Source organism: Streptomyces sp. NPDC090994, from assembly GCF_044768905.1.
Lineage (GTDB): Bacteria > Actinomycetota > Actinomycetes > Streptomycetales > Streptomycetaceae > Streptomyces.
Genome location: NZ_JBIVWS010000030.1, coordinates 14,985 through 34,005 on the forward strand (window position 1 = coordinate 14,985; position 19,021 = coordinate 34,005).

Consider the following 19,021-nt stretch of genomic DNA (forward strand, 5'->3'; position numbering starts at 1 on the left):
CTAGGGAGGAGGACGACGCGACGGAGAGCGGCGGCCGGGACGCCGTACGCCCGTTTACACCGTCACGGCCCGTCGTCCCACGAGCCGTGGGAGGCCGCCAGGTGTCCAGCGCAGCCGAGCGGGAGGCGGTGGCCGGGAAGCGGGCCGCCGAGGACGGGCGGGCCGCCGCCGTGGTGAACGGGGTGCGGCGGACCGCGCCGCCGCCCTCCGTGCCCGCGTGGCCGGGGACACCGGTCCCGCTCGGCGCCCGGTTCCGCACCGGCCCGGACGGGGTGGCGGGCACCAACTTCGCGCTGTGGACGGGCGGCGCGGAGGCGGTCGAGCTGTGCCTCTTCGACGAGGGCGGGGCCGAGCGGCGGGTGCGGCTGACCGAGCTGACGCACGAGATCTGGCACGGCTTCGTGCCCGGCGTCCGCCCCGGCCAGCGCTACGGCTACCGGGTGCACGGCCGCTGGGACCCGTGGACCGGCGCCCGCTGGAACCCGGCGAAGCTGCTCCTGGACCCCTACGCCCGCGCGGTCGACGGCGACTTCCGGCTGCCGCCGCAGGTGTACGGGCACGTCCGGGACTGGCCGGAGCAGCACGTCGCCGACACCGTGCGCGACGACCGCGACTCCGCGCCGTACGTCCCCAAGGGCGTCGTCGTCCACGACGACGACGACTGGTCGGACGACCACCGCCCCAAGACCCCGTGGGCCGACTCCGTCATCTACGAACTCCACGTGCGCGGCTTCACCACACGCCACCCCGGCGTCCCGCCCGAGCTGCGCGGCACCTACGCGGGACTCGCCCACCCGGCGGCGATCGAGCACCTGGTGCGGCTGGGCGTGACGGCGGTGGAGCTGCTGCCGGTCCACCAGTTCGCGCACGAGAGCCACCTCCTGGAGCGCGGCCTGTCGAACTACTGGGGTTACAACTCCATCGGCTACTTCGCCCCGCACGCCGCCTACGCCGCCTCCGGCACCCGGGGCGAGCAGGTCGGCGAGTTCAAGCGGATGGTGCGCGCGCTGCACGCGGCCGGCATCGAGGTGATCCTGGACGTGGTCTACAACCACACCGCGGAGGCCGGCGAGCTGGGCCCGACGCTGTCCCTGAAGGGCATCGACAACCGCGGCTACTACCGCCTCCAGCACGATGCCAGGAGGTACGCCGACTACACCGGCTGCGGCAACACCCTGCACGTCGTCCAGCCGCACGTCCTGCGCCTGATCACGGACTCGCTGCGCTACTGGGTGACCGAGATGGGCGTCGACGGCTTCCGCTTCGACCTGGCGGCGGCGCTGGCCCGCTCGATGCACGACGTCGACATGCTCTCCCCGTTCCTGGCGGTGATCGCCCAGGACCCGGTGCTGCGCCGGGTGAAGCTGATCGCCGAGCCCTGGGACATCGGGTCCGGCGGCTACCAGGTGGGCGCCTTCCCGCCCCTGTGGACGGAGTGGAACGACCGCTACCGGGGCGCCGTGCGCGACTTCTGGCGGCACGCCCTGCCCGACGTACGGGAGATGGGCTACCGCCTGTCGGGCTCCAGCGACCTGTACGCCTGGGGCGGCCGGCGGCCCTACGCCTCGGTCAACTTCATCACCGCGCACGACGGCTTCACGCTCCGCGACCTGGTGTCCTACGAGCGCAAGCACAACGAGGCCAACGGCGAGGGCAACCGGGACGGCACCGACGACAACCGGGCGTGGAACTGCGGCGTGGAGGGCGAGACCGACGACGCGGGCGTACGGGCGCTGCGCCGCCGCCAGCTGCGCAACCTGCTGACCACGCTGCTGCTGTCGACCGGCGTGCCGATGCTGGTCGCCGGGGACGAGATGGGCCGTACCCAGGGCGGCAACAACAACGCGTACTGCCAGGACAACGAGACCGGCTGGGTGGACTGGAGCCTGCTGGACGACCCCGGCTGGCGGGCCCTGACCGACCTGACGGCACGGCTGATCGAGCTGCGCCACGCCCACCCCGTGCTGCGCCGCCGCGCCTTCTTCTCCGGCCGCCCGCAGACCGCCGACGGCCTGCGCGACCTGGCCTGGTTCACGCCCCGGGGCACCGAGATGACGGAGCGGGACTGGTACGCGCCCGCCGCGACCCTCGGCATGTACCTCTCCGGGCGGGACATCCCGGGCCGGGACGAGCGCGGGGCGCCGGTCACCGACGACAGCTTCCTGGCAGTGCTGCACGCCGGGGAGCGGCCGGTGGGGTTCGTGCTGCCGGCGGCGCCCTGGGCCGAGCGGTACGAGGTGGTGGTGGACACCGGCCGGGAGGAGCAGGACGCGGCGCCGGGCACGGGGCATCCGGCCGGGGCGGAGATCACGGTGGAGGGGCGGACGGTGCTGCTGCTGCGGGTCGCCCGCTGAGCGCTGTGTGACGAGTTTTGCGACCTCGTGAACTCGTCGGTGATCTTCTTGACCGGCGGTCGGCGCGGCTGGAAACGTCCCAGGTCACACCCTCTCCTTCTCTCGCCTGGGGTACCCGCATGCCCGAAATCTCCCGCCGTGCCTTCGGTGGTCTCGTCGGCGGCGGCGCGGTGACGGCCGTCGCCTCGGCCGCCGTCCCCGCCCCGGCCGCCACCGGGGCCGCCACGCCCGCCGAGCACCCGTTCAGGGCCCGTACCGCCGCCCGGTCCCGCAGACGCCCCAACATCCTGTTCATCCTGGGCGACGACCTCGGCTGGGCCGATCTGTCGTCCTACGGCTCCCCGCACATCAGGACCCCGCACCTGGACCGGCTCGCCGCGCAGGGCGTGCGGTTCACCGACGCCTACTCCGGCTCCGCGACCTGCTCCCCCACCCGCTTCAGCCTCTACACGGGCCGCTTCCCGGGCCGTACCGAGGGCGGACTGGCCGAACCCATAGGCAACCGCACCCAGGGCCTGACCCCCGGCCACCCGACCCTGGCCTCGCTGCTGAAGGAGGCGGGCTACTCCACCGCCCTGATCGGCAAGTGGCACTGCGGCTTCCTGCCGGACTACAGCCCGACCCGCTCCGGCTGGGACGAGTTCTTCGGCAACTTCGGCGGCGCGCTGGAGTACTTCTCCAAGCTGGGCCAGCTCGGCGAGTACGACCTCTACGAGGGCGACGCCGAGTACCAGGACCTGCGCTACTACACGACCGTGCTGACCGAGCGGGCCGTGGAGTACGTCTCCCGCGACCACGACGCGCCGTGGCTGCTCAACCTCAACTTCACCACCCCGCACTGGCCGTGGCTCACCGAGGACGACGCGGAGACCGGCGCCGAGATCGCCGCGAAGATCCGCGCCGGGGGCGGGGTGAGCGCGCTGCTGCACGACGACGGCGGCTCGGTGGAGAAGTACAAGGAGATGGTCGAGAGCCTGGACAGCGCCGTCGGCGAGGTGCTCACGGCACTGCGCCGCTCGGGCCAGGAGGACGACACCCTCGTCGTCTTCGCCAGCGACAACGGCGGCGAACGCTTCTCGTACCAGTGGCCGCTGAGCGGCGCCAAGTCGGAGCTGCTGGAGGGCGGCATCCGGGTGCCGACGATCCTGCGCTGGCCGGCCGCCGTCGGTGCCCGCCAGGTCAGCCACGAGCCGGTGTACTCCCCCGACTGGACGGCGACCCTGCTGGAGCTGGCCGGGGCCCGCCCCGACCCGGCGTACCCGCTGGACGGGCACAGCCTCGCCGGGTACCTGCTGCGCGGCGAGGACCTCCCCGAGCGCGACCTGTTCTGGCGGGTGCGGGGCAACCGGGCGCTGCGGCGCGGGAAGTGGAAGTACTACCAGGACGCCGACGGCACGGACCACCTGTACGACCTCGCCGCCGACGCCCGTGAGCAGGCCGACCTCGCGACCGTCCGGCCGAAGCTGCTGGCCGAGCTGAAGGCGGCGTGGGAGAAGGTGGACGGCACGCTGCTGCCGTACCCGGCGTCCTGACCCCGCCCACCGGCGCACCGGGCGGCGGGGCCGTGCCCCGGTACAACCCCCGTGGCGGGGAAAACTCGATGGGCAGTGCCGGCGGCGGTCCGTAGGCTCGCTGTCGATGACCACGACACCCGTACCCCCCACGGACCGGTCCGCCGTCCGCACCCTGCTGCGGCTGTGGCCGTTCGTACGGCCCGTGCGGGCGCGGCTGTTCGCCGCCGCGTTCGTCGCGGTCCTCGCCTCCTGTGTGGCGCTGGTGATCCCGCTGGTCCTGAAGTGGATGGTGGACGGCCCGGTCGCCGGCCGCGACCCGGCCGGGGTGTGGCTCGGCGCGCTGTACCTGCTGCTCCTCGGGCTGGCGGAGGCGCTGCTGTTCGGGCTGCGGCGGTGGCTGGTGGCCCGGCCGCTGTCGCGGGTCGAGGCGGAGATGCGGGCCGCGCTGTACCGGCGGTTGCAGCGGCTGCCGGTGGCCTTCCACGACCGCTGGCCCTCGGGGCAGTTGCTGTCCCGGGGGACGACGGACCTGATGCTGCTGCGCATGTTCCTCGCCTTCCCGCTGACGTTCCTGCTGGTCAACGGGGTGACGATTCTCGTCGGCGTGATCATCATGCTGGTGCAGGACTGGTCGCTGGGGTTGGTGATCCTGGGGCCGGCCGTGCCGGTGGTCATCACATGCTCGGTGTTCGAGAAGAAGTACGCCGACATCGCCCGGCGGGCCCAGGACCAGGTCGGGGACCTGACGACGGTCGTCGAGGAGAGCGTGCTCGGCATCCGGATCATCAAGGGGTTCGGGCGGCACCGCAGCCAGGCGCGGGCGTTCCGGGAGCTGTCGGGGACCCTGCGGGGTACGGAGCTGCGCAAGGCGCGGCTGCTGGCGTCCATCTGGGCGGTGATCGTCACCCTGCCCGAACTGGCCGTCGGGGCCGCGCTGGTGGTCGGGGCGGTGCAGGTGGCGGACGGGCGGCTGTCGGCGGGGACGCTGGTGGCGTTCTTGTCGACGGCGCTGGCGCTGCGCTGGCCGATCGAGTCGATCGGCTTCCTGCTGGCGATGAGCCAGGAGGCGGCGACGGCGACGGAGCGGTACTTCGAGGTGATGGACGAGGAGCCGGAGACAGACGGCGCGCGACCGCCGGTACCGGAGACCGACGGCGCGCGACCGCCGACGCCGAAAGCCGACGGCGCGCGTCCGCCAGTACCGAAAGCCGACAGCGCGCGACCGCCGACGCCGAAAGCCGACAGCGCGCGTCCACCGGTACCGGAGGCCGACGGCGCGCGACCGCCGACACCGAAACCCGACAGCACACAACCGCCGACACCGAAAGCCGACAGCACGCAACCGCCAGTACCGAAAGCCGACAGCACGCAACCGCCGACGCCGAAAGCCGGCCACGCACGCGCGCCGGTGCCGGGAGGCGGGGAGCGCGGCCTGCGGTTCCACGGCGTCCGCTTCCGCTACCCCGACGCCGACCCGGACTCCCCGCCCGTCCTCGACGGCGTCGACCTGCACATCCGCCCCGGCGAGTCGCTCGCCCTGGTCGGCGCCACCGGCAGCGGCAAGACGACGCTCACCGCGCTCGTCCCCCGGCTGCACGAGGTGACCTCCGGCCGGATCACCCTGGACGGCACCGACATCACCGCCCTGCCCCGCGAGGAGCTGCGCGCCCTGGTCGCCGTCGCCTTCGAGGAGCCGACGCTCTTCTCCGCGACCGTCGGGGAGAACGTCCTGATGGGCGCGGGCCCCGACGCCTCAGAGGCCGACCTCTCCCGCGCCCTCGCCATCGCCCAGGCCGACTTCGCGCACGCCCTGCCGCAGGGCACCGCCACCCAGGTCGGCGAGCAGGGCCTGAGCCTGTCCGGCGGCCAGCGTCAGCGCCTCGCGCTGGCTCGCGCGGTGGTCGGCAGGCCCCGCTTCCTGGTCCTGGACGACCCGCTGTCCGCCCTGGACGTGCACACGGAGGCCGCCGTCGAGGCCGCGCTGCGCCGGGTCCTCGCGGACACCACCGCGCTGATCGTGGCCCACCGGCCCTCCACGGTGCTGCTCGCCGACCGCGTCGCCCTGCTCTCCGGCGGCCGGATCACCGCCGTGGGCACCCACCACGAACTGCTGCGCACCAACGCCGAGTACGCCCATCTGATGTCAGGGGCAGGGGAGGACGACGACCGATGACGGCGCCCGCCGCCACCGCACCGGCCACGGACGGCCCCGACGACCGCACACCGCCCGCCGGTGACGCCTTCGACCGCGACGTCCTGCCCACCCCGCCCGGCGCCACCGCCGCGCTGCTGCGCTCCCTGCTGGCGCCGATGCGCGCCCGCGTCGCCGTCACCTCCCTGCTGCTCCTGCTCCAGCAGGCGGCCGTGCAGGGGAGCCCGCTGCTGGTGGCGTACGCCATCGACCACGCCGTCCCCGCGCTGCGCGCCGACGACCACGGGCCGCTGATCGCGGTCGCCGCCGGCTACCTGCTGTGCGCGCTGGCCGGCGGGGCGCTCCAGTACGCCTTCATCAACGCCGCCGCCCGGGTCAACCAGGACGTGCTGCTCGACCTGCGCGGCCGGATCTTCCGCCACGCGCAGGCCCTCAGCGTCGACTTCCACGAGCGCTACACCTCGGGCCGGCTGATCTCCCGCTCCACCACGGACGTCGAGTCGCTGCGCGAACTGCTCAGCGAGGGCCTCCAGGAACTGATCACGGTCGTCCTCTCCTTCGTCTACATCACGGCGATGCTGCTCTGGCTGGACCTGGGCCTCGGCGCGGTGGCGGTCGCCTCGTTCGGACCGCTGTACGCGCTGGTGCGGACGTACCGCCGCCGGGCCGGCCAGGTCTACGGGCGGCGGTCGACGGCGATCGCGGCGGTGATCGTCAAGTTCGTGGAGACGATGAACGGCATCCGCCCGGTGCGCGCGTTCCGCCGCGAGGCCGCCAACGACGCCGACTTCGCCGTACTGAACCGGCGGCACGAACGCTCCAACGGCGACGCGCTGCTGGAGATGGCCCGCTACGTCACCGGTTCCCGGCTGATCGCCAACACGGCCGTCGCGGGCATCGTGCTGTGGGGCGCCTACCGGGTCGCGGACGGCACCCTCGCCCTCGGCGTGCTGGCGGCGGCGGTGCTGTACCTGCGCCGTCTGTACGACCCGATCGACCGGTTCGGCATGTTCCTGAACTCCTACCAGTCGGCGGCGGCCTCCCTGGAGAAGATCGCGGGTCTGCTCGCCCAGGTCCCCTCCGTGCCGGAGCCGTCGGCTCCGAAGGAACTCCCGCCCCTGACCACCGGCTCCCCCGGCCGCGAGGTCGTCTTCGACGCCGTCCGCTTCGGCTACCGCACCGGCGGCGAGGTCCTGCCCCGCTTCGACCTGACCGTCCCCGCCGGGCAGACCGTCGCCGTCGTCGGCTCGACGGGCGCCGGCAAGTCCACCCTGGCCAAGCTGCTGGCCCGCTTCTACGACCCGACCGGCGGCCGGGTCCTGCTCGACGGCACCGACCTGCGCGACCTGGCCGTGCCCGAGCTGCGGCGCGGAGTGGTGATGGTGACGCAGGAGGCGTTCCTGTTCTCCGGCACGGTCGCCGAGAACATCGCCATCGGCCGCCCGGAGGCCACGGACGAGGAGATCGAGCGGGCCGCGAAGGCGATCGGCGCCCACGACTTCATCACCGCGCTGCCCGACGGCTACGCCACCGACGTCCGCAAGCGCGGCGGCCGCATCTCCGCCGGCCAGCGTCAACTGGTGGCTTTCGCCCGCGCGTTGCTGGCCGACCCGGCGGTGCTGATCCTCGACGAGGCGACCAGCTCGCTGGACGTCCCCGGGGAGCGGGCGGTGCAGCGGGCGATGCGGACGGTACTACTGGGCCGTACGGCGGTGGTGATCGCCCACCGCCTGTCGACCGTGGAGATCGCCGACCGGGTGCTGGTGATGGAACACGGCCGCATCGTGGAGGACGGCCCCCCGGCCGACCTGATCGCGGGCACCGGCCGCTTCGCGGACCTGCACCGGGCGTGGCGGGACAGTCTGGCGTGAGAACGCGACGGCGCCTCGCCGCCCCCTCGGAATCTCCGTACCCCGGCGTCGCCCCCTAGTCTTGGGACCCATGTCCTTCACCTACGACGCCGTCGGCGCGACCCGCGGGCAGGGCCACTGCCCGCCGGGGTTCCACTCCCTGCATGTGCGCACCCGGCTGGGAGAGGGGGAGCCGGTCTTCCGCCGGGCGGCCGAGGCGCTGCTGACCTGGGAGATGCACCGGGCGGTGGGCGTCGGCCTGGACGCGGGTGCCGAGCGTGCCGCGCCCGGCGTCGACGTCACCGTCACCCTCGCCGGGATGATCAAGGCGCCCTGCCGGGTGGTGTGGACGGTGGAGGAGTCCCGTCGTGCCGGGTGGGCGTACGGCACGCTGGCCGGTCACCCCGAGTGCGGCGAGGAGGCCTTCGTCGTGGACCGCACGGGTGACGGCACCGTCTGGCTGACGGTGACCGCCTTCAGCCGCCCGGCCAAGTGGTACGCCAGGGCCGGCGGCGCGGCGACCCGGGGGCTGCAGCACGCGTACGCGCGGCGCTGCGGCACGGTACTGCGGCGGCTGGCCGCCGGGGAGGCCGAGGGCTAGGCCTCGTCGAAGGCGTCGCGGGCGCGCTCGATCTCCGGCAGGTGGGCCGCGGCCCACTCCAGGAGGACCTCGACCGGGTGCCGGAGGGTCTTGCCCAGCGGGGTGATCCGGTACTCGACGGCGACGGGGCGGGTGCTGAGCAGCACCCGCTCGACGATGCCGTTGCGTTCGAGCCGCCGCAGCGTCGCGGTGAGCGACTTCTGCGTCACCGCGGGCACGGCGCGGCGCAGGTCGTTGAACCGGCGGGGCCGCTCGCACAGTTCGTTGAGGACGTCCAGCGACCACTTGTCCAGCACCTGGTCGAGCAGTTCCCGGTGCGGGGCGGTGATGCGCAGCTCACCGGTGGGGAAGTCGGGTGCGGTATCCATGCCGGTACTTGGTCTCCTTGAAGTGCCCTTCGTACACCAGGTAGCAAAGGTATACCTAGTCCGGCTCACCGACCGAGGAGACCTCGATGCCTGTTCGCCGTTTCACCCCCGACGGCATGCTGCGCCCCACCCCCTACGCCCATGTCGCCGTCGGCACCGGGACCCGGCACGTGCACGTCAGCGGCCAGATCGCGCGGACCGCGGACGGGGCTCCGGTCGCGCCGGGCGACCTCGCCGGGCAGGTCGCGCAGGCGTTGCGGAACACCGCGACGGGCCTCGCGGGCGCCGGCGCGACGTTCGACGACGTCCTGCGCCTGACGTTCTACGTCACGGACTGGGCGCCCGAGAAGATCGAGGCGTTCATGGCGGGCGTCGAGCGGGTCGCCGGGGAGATCGGGCTGCCCCGCCCGATGCCCCCGGCGTCGCTGATCGGTGTCGACTACCTCTTCGAGCCCGACGTACTGGTCGAAGTGGAGGCCACCGCCCTCACCGGCTGACGCTCCGGCGCGGGCCGGGTCGTCACCGCATCAGCAGCCCCGCCGCCTCCACCAGTTCGTCCGAGGGGACCGCGACCAGGCCCAGTTCCGCGCCGGAGGCCAGCAGCGGGTGGGCGGGCAGGATGCGGACCGTGTAGCCGAAGGTGCCGGTGCGGTCGAGGGCGAGCGGGCCCTCGTAGGCCCAGCGGCCCTCCAGGTCGGGGCCGCCCACCGGCTTCAGCGGGACCGCCGTCGCGTCGGTGATGCGGTCCTCGGAGTCCACCCGGCCGGAGACCGCCTGCACCTCCACGTCGTCCGGGGCGAGTTCCCCGAGGTCGACGCGGACCCGCAGGCTCAGCGTGGAGCCGAGTTCGGCGGTGGCGGTGGCGGTGCCGGTCTCGACGTGGTCGACGCTCACCCCGTGCCAGGCGGCCCGTACCCGGCTCTTCCACTCGGCGAGGCCGCGCGCGGCGTCCGGGTCCATCGCGCGGTGGGCCGCGGCGGCGGGCGCGTACAGCCGCTCCACGTACTCGCGGACCATCCGCCCGGCCAGCACCTTCGGCCCGAGCAGGCTCAGGGTCCGGCGGACCATCTCGATCCAGCGGTCGGGCAGGCCGGAGGGGCCGCGCTCGTAGAAGCGCGGGGTGATCCGCTGTTCCAGCAGGTCGTAGAGGGCGGCGGCCTCTATGTCGTCGCGCCGGTCGGGGTCGGTGCCGGCGCCGTCCGCGGTGGGGATCGCCCAGCCGAAGTCCGGCCGGAACCACTCGTCCCACCAGCCGTCCAGCACCGAGACGTTGAGGCAGCCGTTGAGCGCCGCCTTCATGCCGGAGGTGCCGCACGCCTCCAGGGGACGCAGGGGGTTGTTGAGCCAGACGTCGCAGCCGGGGTAGAGCTTCTGCGCCATCGCCATGCCGTAGTCGGGGAGGAAGACGACGCGGTGGCGCACGCGCGGGTCGTCGGCGAACCTGACCAGTTCCTGGATCAGCCGCTTGCCGCCGTCGTCCGCCGGGTGCGCCTTGCCCGCGACGACGATCTGGACCGGCCGCTCGGGGTGGAGGAGGAGGTCCGTCAGCCGGTCGCGGTCGCGGAGCATCAGGGTGAGGCGTTTGTACGAGGGGACGCGCCGCGCGAAGCCGATGGTGAGGACGTCCGGGTCCAGGACGCCGTCGATCCAGCCCAGCTCGGCCGTGCCGGCGCCGCGCTGGCGCCAGGAGGCCCGCAGCCGCTCCCGTACCTCGGTGACGAGCTGTTCGCGCAGGGTGCGGCGCAGCTCCCAGATGTCGGCGTCGGGGATGTCGGCGACCGAGTCCCAGCGGTCGGAGCCGCCGACGGTCAGCGCGTCCTCGGTGCGCTGCACGCCGATCTGCCGGGCCCCGAGCCGGAACACCTCGGGGGCGACCCAGGTGGGCGCGTGCACCCCGTTGGTGACGGAGGTGATCGGCACCTCGTCGGCGTCGAAGCCGGGCCACAGGCCGGAGAACATCTCCCGGCTGACCCCGCCGTGCAGCAGGGAGACGCCGTTGGCGCGCTGGGCCAGGCGCAGGCCCATCACCGCCATGTTGAAGAGGTTCGGTTCGCCGCCGGGGTAGGTCTCCATGCCGAGCCGCAGGACGCGTTCGACGTCGATGCGGGGCAGCTCGGCGCCGGGGCCGAAGTGGCGGGCGACCAGTTCGCGGTCGAAGCGGTCGATGCCGGCCGGGACGGGGGTGTGGGTGGTGAAGACGGTCCCGGCGCGGACCGCTTCCAGCGCCGGTTCGAACTCGGAGCCGCGGTCGCACAGTTCCGCGATGCGTTCCAGGCCGAGGAAACCGGCGTGTCCCTCGTTGGTGTGAAACACCTCGGGTTCGGCGTGTCCGGTGAGCCGGCAGTACGTCCGTACCGCCCTGACCCCTCCTATGCCCAGCAGCATCTCCTGGAGGAGCCGGTGCTCGCTGCCGCCGCCGTAGAGCCGGTCGGTGACGCCGCGTTCGCCGAGGTCGTTCTCCTCGACGTCGGAGTCGAGCAGCAGCAGCGGGACCCGGCCGACCTGGGCCAGCCAGAGCCGGGCGCGCAGTTCCTTGCCGCCGGGCAGGGCGAGGTGGACCTGGGCGGGGGTGCCGTCGGGCTCCTTCAGGAGGGTCAGCGGCAGCTCGTCGGGGTCGAGGACGGGATAGTGCTCCTGCTGCCAGCCGTCCCGGCTCAGGGACTGGCGGAAGTAGCCGTGCCGGTAGAGCAGACCGACGCCGATCAGCGGCACGCCCAGGTCGCTGGCGGCCTTCAGGTGGTCGCCGGCCAGGATGCCGAGGCCGCCGGAGTACTGCGGCAGGGCTGCGGTGATGCCGAACTCGGGGGAGAAGTAGGCGACGGCGGCGGGCAGCCCGGCGGACTGCGCCTGGGCCTGGGCCCGGGACTGCGCCTGGTACCAGCGGTCGCCGGTCATGTAGTGGTCGAGGTCGTCGGCGGCCGCGGCGAGGCGGCGCACGAAGCGGCGGTCCCCGGCCAGCTCGCCGAGCCGCTCGGCGCGGACGGCGCCGAGCAGCCGCACCGGGTCGCGGCCCGAGGCCGCCCAGCACGCGGGGTCGACGGAGCGGAACAGGTCGCGGGTCTCCGCGTGCCAGGACCAGCGCAGGTTGCGGGCCAGGTCGCTCAGGGGCCGCAACGGTTCGGGGAGGACGGGACGGACGGTCAGTCGGCGGATGGCCTTCACATTCCACCTCACGCGATCGCGGGAACGACGCGGTGTGTACCGCGCCGCCTCTCCGACGGTACCGGCGTCATGGCGGCCCCCGTGGGGGCTTCGCCCGCAGACCGCCCGATCGGCGGGAACGGCGGCGCCCGGGCCCGCCGTACGGACCAGCGGTTCTCCGCCGCCCCCTCGCGCACCGCACGTCCCGATTTGGCTGATTCCACCCCGCTGGGCCACCTTGTGACCCTTCGTGGCGCACGAGAGGCTGCGTGCAGGCGTGGCGGTCCCGGGGAGGGCGGCCCGCCGGACCGAGGAGGGGAACTCACACCATGGCACGGACGCGCACGCGTCTGCGCTCGGCGGGGGGCCTGGTCGCGGTGAGCTGTGCCGCGGCGCTTTCGGCCATGACCCTGCCCGCGCAGGCCGCACCGGAGGGCCGCGTACTCGGCGCCGGTGCACCCGGCTCGGTGAGCGGGAGTTACCTGGTGACACTGAAGGCGGAGGTGCGGGCGGCCGCCGCCGACGGGCAGGAGATCGCCGGTGCGTACGGGGCGAGAATCAGCCACACCTACGGCACGGTGCTGAACGGATACGCCGTCACCGCCGACGCGAGACAGGCGCGGCGGCTCGCGGCCGACGCCCGGGTCGCCTCGGTCGTCCAGGACACCCGCGTGGTCGTGGACGGCACGCAGAGGAACCCGCCGTCCTGGGGTCTCGACCGCGTCGACCAGCGGAGCCTGCCACTGGACCGCCGCTACACCGCGCCCGGCAGCGGCGGCAAGGGCGTGACGGTCTACGTCATCGACACCGGCGTCCGCACCTCGCACCGGGACTTCGGCGGCCGGGCGAGCAGCGGCTGGGACTTCGTGGACCGGGACCGCACCGCCCAGGACGGCAACGGACACGGCACCCATGTCGCGGCCACCGCCGCCGGATCGGCGTACGGCGTGGCCAAGAAGGCCCGGGTGGTCGCCGTACGCGTCCTGGACGACCAGGGCGCCGGCACCACCGCCCGGGTCATCGCCGGCATCGACTGGGTCACCCGGCACGCCCGCAGGCCGGCGGTGGCCAACCTCAGCCTCGGCGGTCCGCGCAACAGCCGGCTCGACGCCGCCGTCCGTGCCTCGATCGCCTCCGGCGTCACGTACACGGTCGCCGCGGGCAACTCCGGGCGCCCCGCGTCCGGGTACTCCCCCGCCGGGCTGCCACAGGCCGTCACGGTCGGCGCCACCGACCGGAACGACACCAGGGCCGCCTTCTCGAACTACGGCGCCGCCGTCGACCTGTTCGCCCCGGGCGTGTCGGTCACCTCGGCGTCCCGCGCGGGCGACACCGCGCGGGCCACGGCCTCCGGTACGTCGATGGCGGCGCCGCACGCGGCGGGCGCGGCGGCGCTGTACCTGGCGGCGCATCCGCGCGCCGAGCCCGCCCGGGTGGCCAAGGCGCTGGTGTCGGGGGCCGTTTCGGGCAAGGTGTCCGGGCGGGGCGCGGGATCGCCGGACCGGCTGCTGCGGGTGCCGCGCACCTGAGCGTCCGCGGGGACGCGCGGGGAGACGCGGGGACACGCGGGACACGCAAGGGATCGGGAGAGGTACGCGTGAGTAGTTAACAAAGCGCCGGATTGCCCACCCGAAGAGTGGGGGAAGGCTCCTGCGGTACACGCTTGGTAAGACCCCGCGCGACCCACCTCCCCACCGTCATCCGCCCACCCTCGTCGACGCGGACAGGAGCGGTCATGCCCGCCACGCACCACTCGTCAGCACCCCCCACAGCGCACGGCGCCCCACCCCCCGGCGCCGCCGCACCCGCGACCCCGGCCGTCGGCCGCATCCCCGTGCTCGACGTCCGTCCGGTGGTCCAGCACGGGCGCAGGCCCGCCAAGGCGGTGACCGGCGAGACGTTCCGGATATCGGCCACCGTGTTCCGGGAGGGACACGACGCGGTCGCCGCCAACGTCGTCCTGCGGGACCCCGAGGGCCGCCCCGGCCCCTGGACGCCCATGCGGGAACTGGCCCCCGGCACCGACCGCTGGGGCGCCGAGGTGACCCCCGGGGCACCGGGCCGGTGGACGTACGCCGTCGAGGCGTGGAGCGACCCCGTCACCACCTGGCGGCACCACGCGCGCGTCAAGATCCCGGCCGGCATCGACACCGGGCTCGTCCTGGAGGAGGGCGCCCGGCTGTACGAGCGGGCCGCCGCGCAGGTGCCCGAGGAGGCGGGCCGGCGCGACGTGCTGGCCGCCGCCGAGGCGCTGCGGGACGAGACCCGCCCGGCCGCGTCCCGGCTGGCGGCCGCACTGACGCCCGAGGTGGACGCGGTCCTCGCCCGGTACCCGCTGCGCGAACTGGTCACCTCCTCCGACCCGTTGCCGCTGCTGGTGGAGCGGGAGCGGGCGCTGTACGGCGCCTGGTACGAGTTCTTCCCCCGCTCCGAGGGGACCCCCGAGCGCCCGCACGGCACCTTCCGCACCGCCGCCCGCCGGCTCCCGGCGATCGCCGCGATGGGCTTCGACGTCGTCTACCTCCCGCCGGTCCACCCCATCGGCACCACCCACCGCAAGGGCCCCAACAACACCCTCTCCGCCGGTCCCGACGACCCCGGTGTGCCCTGGGCCATCGGCTCCCCGGAGGGCGGTCACGACGCCGTCCACCCGGACCTCGGCACCCTGGACGACTTCGACGACTTCGTCCGCCGGGCCGGTGAACTCGGCCTCGAAGTGGCCCTGGACTTCGCGCTCCAGTGCTCCCCCGACCACCCGTGGGTGCACAAACACCCCGAGTGGTTCCACCGCCGCGGCGACGGCAGCATCGCCTACGCCGAGAACCCGCCGAAGAAGTACCAGGACATCTACCCCATCGCCTTCGACGCCGACATGGACGGCCTGGTCGCGGAGACCACGCGCGTACTGCGGCACTGGATGGACCACGGGGTGCGGATCTTCCGCGTCGACAACCCGCACACCAAGCCGGTCGTGTTCTGGGAGCGGGTCATCGCCGACGTCAACGGCACCGACCCCGACGTGATCTTCCTGGCCGAGGCGTTCACCCGCCCCGCGATGATGCACACCCTCGCCCAGATCGGCTTCCAGCAGTCGTACACCTACTTCACCTGGCGCAACAGCAAGCAGGAACTGACCGAGTACCTCACCGAACTCTCCGGCGAGGCCGCCTCCTACATGCGGCCCAACTTCTTCGCCAACACCCCCGACATCCTGCACGCCTACCTCCAGCACGGCGGCCGCCCCGCCTTCGAGGCCCGTGCCGTCCTCGCCGCCACCCTCTCCCCCGCCTGGGGCATCTACAGCGGCTACGAACTCTGCGAGAACACCCCCCTGCGCGAGGGCAGCGAGGAGTACCTCGACAGCGAGAAGTACCAGCTCAAACCCCGCGACTGGGAAGCCGCCGCCCGCGAGGGCCGCACCATCGCCCCCCTCATCACCCGCCTCAACACCATCCGGCGCACCCACCCCGCCCTGCGCCAACTGCGCGATCTCCACTTCCACCACACCGACAAGGAGGCGGTGATCGCGTACTCGAAGCGGCAGGGTTCGAACACGGTACTGGTGGTCGTCAACCTCGACCCCCACCACACCCAGGAGGCCACGGTCTCGTTGGACATGCCACACCTCGGCCTGGACCGGCACGAGTCGGTGCCGGTGCGCGATGAGCTGACCGGTGAGACCTATCACTGGGGCAGGGCCAACTACGTGCGCCTGGAACCGGGCCGTCGGCCCGCGCACGTCTTCGCGGTTCTGCGACCGTCCACCCCGCAGATCGGAGGGTCACCCACAACATGATCGTCAATGAGCCCGTACCGGACACCTTCGAGGACACCCCGGCCAAGGACCGCGACCCGGACTGGTTCAAACGAGCCGTCTTCTACGAGGTGCTCGTCCGCTCCTTCCAGGACAGCAACGGCGACGGCGTCGGCGACCTCAAGGGCCTGACCGCCAAGCTCGACTACCTCCAGTGGCTCGGCGTGGACTGCCTCTGGCTCCCGCCGTTCTTCAAGTCCCCGCTCAGAGACGGTGGTTACGACGTCTCCGACTACACCGCCGTGCTGCCCGAGTTCGGCGACCTGGCGGACTTCGTGGAGTTCGTGGACGCCGCCCACCAGCGCGGCATGCGGGTCATCATCGACTTCGTCATGAACCACACCAGCGACCAGCACCCGTGGTTCCAGGAGTCCCGCAAGGACCCCGACGGCCCCTACGGCGACTACTACGTCTGGGCCGACGACGACAAGCAGTTCCAGGACGCGCGGATCATCTTCGTCGACACCGAGGCGTCCAACTGGACGTACGACCCGGTCCGCAAGCAGTACTACTGGCACCGCTTCTTCTCCCACCAGCCGGACCTCAACTACGAGAACCCGTCCGTGCAGGAGGAGATGATCTCCGCCCTGAAGTTCTGGCTGGACCTGGGGATCGACGGGTTCCGGCTCGACGCGGTGCCGTACCTCTACCAGGAGGAGGGCACCAACTGCGAGAACCTTCCGGCGACGCACGCCTTCCTCAAGCGGGTCCGCAAGGAGATCGACGCCCAGTACCCGGACACGGTGCTGCTGGCCGAGGCCAACCAGTGGCCGGAGGACGTCGTCGACTACTTCGGGGACTACCCGAGCGGCGGCGACGAGTGCCACATGGCGTTCCACTTCCCGGTCATGCCGCGCATCTTCATGGCCGTACGGCGGGAGTCCCGGTACCCCGTCTCCGAGATCCTCGCCAAGACCCCGGCCATCCCGTCCCGTTGCCAGTGGGGCATCTTCCTGCGCAACCACGACGAGCTGACGCTGGAGATGGTCACCGACGAGGAACGCGACTACATGTGGGCGGAGTACGCCAAGGACCCCCGCATGCGCGCCAACATCGGCATCCGGCGTCGCCTGGCCCCCCTGCTGGACAACGACCGCAACCAGATCGAGCTGTTCACCGCCCTGCTGCTCTCCCTGCCCGGCTCGCCGATCCTCTACTACGGCGACGAGATCGGCATGGGTGACAACATCTGGCTCGGCGACCGGGACGCCGTCCGCACCCCGATGCAGTGGACCCCGGACCGCAACGCCGGGTTCTCGTCGTCCGACCCGGGGCGGCTCTTCCTCCCCACGATCATGGACCCGGTCTACGGCTACCAGGTGACCAACGTCGAGGCGTCCATGTCCTCCCCGTCGTCCCTGCTGCACTGGACCCGGCGGATGATCGAGATCCGCAAGCAGAACCCGGCCTTCGGCCTCGGCTCCTTCACCGAACTGCCGTCCACCAACCCGGCGGTGCTGGCGTTCCTGCGCGAGTACGAGGACGACCTCGTGCTGTGCGTGCACAACTTCTCCCGGTTCGCGCAGCCCACCGAGCTGGACCTCAGCGCCTTCCACGGACGCCACCCGGTGGAGCTGTTCGGCGGGGTGCGCTTCCCGGCCATCGGTGAGCTGCCGTACCTGCTGACCCTCGGAAGCCACGGCTTCTACTGGTTCCGCCTGCGCGCGGACGCCGCCTAGAACGGCCGGGCGGGGCGGTTTCCACCGCCCCGCCCGGGGCACGCAGAAGTAATCGCCCGACGACCCCGCCGACCCCCGAGCCCGGGGAAGGGACGCGCCGCCATGCCGGATGCCGAGACCCGTACCGTCGCCAGCACCCCCGCCCTCCTCGCCTCCCTGGACCCCCTCCTGCGGGAGTGGCTGCCCCGGCAGCGCTGGTTCGCGGGCAAGGGGCGTCCGGTCACCGGGTTCTCGCTCGTCGCCGCCACCGAACTGCTGCCCCCCACCGCCCGGCTGGGCCTGATCCACGTCCTGCTGCGGGCCCACCAGCCGGATGCCCCCGCCCCGGCCGCGCCCGAGCACCCGGGCGACTGCTACCAGCTCCTCATAGGGGTGCGCGAGGCACTGCCGCCCCGGCTGGCGCCCGCGCTGATCGGGCATGTGCGCCAAGGCCCGCTGACGGGACGGACGGTCTACGACGCCCTGTACGACACCCGGCCCGCCGAGGTGGTCCTGGAGGCACTGCGCAGCCGGGCCCGCGTCGGCGGGCTGCGCTTCGAACGGGACCCGGAGCAGGAGATCCGCGCCGGCCTCGCGCCCCGCCTGATGACCGCCGAACAGTCCAACTCCTCGGTCGTCTACGGAGATACGTTCATCCTCAAGCTGCTGCGCCGGATCGTGCCCGGCGTCCACCCCGACCTGGAGCTGCCGCTGGCGCTGGCCCGCGCCGGCTGCCCCCGGGTGCCGGCCCCGACGGCGTGGATGGTGGCCGACCTGGCCGGCGAGACCTGGGTACTGGGCGTGCTCCAGCCCTACCTCCAGGGCGCGGCCGACGGCTGGGAGCTGGCCCTGCGGGAGCTGGCCAAGGGCGAGGACTTCGCCGCCGAGGCGCGGGAGCTGGGCCGGGCCACCGCCGAGGTGCACACGGCACTGGCCGCGGCCCTGCCGACCGTCACCCTGGGCCGCGGGCACCTGGAGCGGATGGCCGCCCAGATGACCGAGCGGCTGGACCACGCCGTGCGCGCGGTGCCGGCGCTGCTGCCGTACGCGCCGGGGCTGCGCTCGGCGTACACCGCGCTGGGCTCGCTGGCCGCGGAGGGCCGTACCTGGACCGCCCAGCGGGTCCACGGCGACCTGCACCTCGGGCAGTGCCTGCGCTCCCCGTCCGGGCGGTGGTCGCTGATCGACTTCGAGGGCGAGCCGGCCAAACCGCTCGCCGAACGCCGGCTGCCGCAGCCGCCGGCCCGGGACATCGCGGGGATGCTCCGCTCCTTCGACTACGCCGCGCACGCGGCCGACGCCCCGCCACCGGGCTGGGCCGCGACCTGCCGGGCCGCGTACTGCACCGGGTACGCGCAGGTCAGCGGCGTCGATCCGCGTACCGATCCGGTGCTGCTGCGCGCCTGCGAGACGGACAAGGCGGTCTATGAGGTGGTGTACGAGGCCCGGCACCGCCCCGACTGGCTGCCGGTCCCGCTGTCCGCGGCCCGACGCCTGGCCGCGTCCGAACCGGCCTGACCGGCTGACCGGCTCAACCGGCTTGACCGGCTTGACCTCTAGGAGGCTCTC

The 19,021-nt window shown here is 73.2% G+C and carries 12 protein-coding genes; 10 read left to right on the forward strand and 2 right to left on the reverse strand.

Going from position 1 to position 19,021, the window contains the following annotated elements:
- Positions 1–101 precede the first annotated feature (101 nt).
- The 5 genes from glgX (at position 102) to ACIQR3_RS34680 (ending at position 8,471) form a co-directional block, all read left to right on the forward strand.
- Entirely contained in the window at positions 102–2,354 is a 2,253-nt protein-coding gene (glgX, locus tag ACIQR3_RS34660; RefSeq protein ID WP_403545057.1) for a glycogen debranching protein GlgX, read from the forward strand.
- 119 nt (positions 2,355–2,473) lie between these two features.
- Positions 2,474–3,886, forward strand: a complete 1,413-nt coding sequence (locus tag ACIQR3_RS34665) for a sulfatase (RefSeq protein WP_403545058.1) — start codon at positions 2,474–2,476, stop codon at positions 3,884–3,886.
- Between the two features lie 106 nt (positions 3,887–3,992).
- Positions 3,993–6,041 carry an ABC transporter transmembrane domain-containing protein gene (locus ACIQR3_RS34670; protein ID WP_403545060.1) on the forward strand — a complete coding sequence of 683 codons (2,049 nt, stop codon included), beginning with the start codon at positions 3,993–3,995 and terminating at the stop codon, positions 6,039–6,041.
- Positions 6,038–7,891, forward strand: coding sequence for an ABC transporter ATP-binding protein (locus ACIQR3_RS34675; RefSeq protein WP_403545062.1), 1,854 nt, complete (start codon positions 6,038–6,040; stop codon positions 7,889–7,891). The genes ACIQR3_RS34670 and ACIQR3_RS34675 overlap by 4 nt, the downstream gene beginning before the upstream one ends.
- A 70-nt stretch (positions 7,892–7,961) precedes the next feature.
- On the forward strand, positions 7,962–8,471 hold the full coding sequence (locus tag ACIQR3_RS34680; RefSeq protein ID WP_403545064.1) for a DUF1990 domain-containing protein: 510 nt from the start codon (positions 7,962–7,964) through the stop codon (positions 8,469–8,471).
- On the opposite strand, the gene ACIQR3_RS34685 is transcribed toward ACIQR3_RS34680, so the two are convergent.
- The gene (locus ACIQR3_RS34685; RefSeq protein WP_403545066.1) at positions 8,468–8,839 is read right to left on the reverse strand and encodes a winged helix-turn-helix transcriptional regulator; all 372 of its coding nucleotides are present in this window, start codon (positions 8,837–8,839) and stop codon (positions 8,468–8,470) included. The genes ACIQR3_RS34680 and ACIQR3_RS34685 overlap by 4 nt on opposite strands.
- 86 nt (positions 8,840–8,925) lie before the next feature.
- Here ACIQR3_RS34685 and ACIQR3_RS34690 point away from each other — a divergent pair, with 86 nt between their 5' ends.
- Complete coding sequence (locus tag ACIQR3_RS34690) at positions 8,926–9,336, forward strand: RidA family protein (protein ID WP_215170940.1); 411 nt, start codon at positions 8,926–8,928, stop codon at positions 9,334–9,336.
- A 22-nt stretch (positions 9,337–9,358) separates the two neighbouring features.
- Here ACIQR3_RS34690 and ACIQR3_RS34695 read toward each other — a convergent pair whose 3' ends face one another.
- A complete protein-coding gene (locus ACIQR3_RS34695) occupies positions 9,359–12,001 on the reverse strand; it encodes a glycosyltransferase family 1 protein (protein ID WP_403545068.1) in 2,643 nt (880 codons plus the stop codon).
- A gap of 308 nt (positions 12,002–12,309) precedes the next feature.
- Between ACIQR3_RS34695 and ACIQR3_RS34700 the strand changes: the two genes are divergently transcribed.
- The 4 genes from ACIQR3_RS34700 (at position 12,310) to ACIQR3_RS34715 (ending at position 18,970) form a co-directional block, all read left to right on the forward strand.
- Positions 12,310–13,509, forward strand: a complete 1,200-nt coding sequence (locus ACIQR3_RS34700; protein WP_403545069.1) for a S8 family peptidase — start codon at positions 12,310–12,312, stop codon at positions 13,507–13,509.
- 206 nt (positions 13,510–13,715) lie between these two features.
- Complete coding sequence (locus ACIQR3_RS34705; protein WP_403545071.1) at positions 13,716–15,776, forward strand: alpha-1,4-glucan--maltose-1-phosphate maltosyltransferase; 2,061 nt, start codon at positions 13,716–13,718, stop codon at positions 15,774–15,776.
- Entirely contained in the window at positions 15,773–17,473 is a 1,701-nt protein-coding gene (treS, locus tag ACIQR3_RS34710) for a maltose alpha-D-glucosyltransferase (protein WP_403545073.1), read from the forward strand. The genes ACIQR3_RS34705 and treS overlap by 4 nt, the downstream gene beginning before the upstream one ends.
- Positions 17,474–17,575: 102 nt before the next feature.
- Positions 17,576–18,970 carry a maltokinase gene (locus ACIQR3_RS34715; protein WP_403545075.1) on the forward strand — a complete coding sequence of 465 codons (1,395 nt, stop codon included), beginning with the start codon at positions 17,576–17,578 and terminating at the stop codon, positions 18,968–18,970.
- Positions 18,971–19,021: the final 51 nt, after the last annotated feature.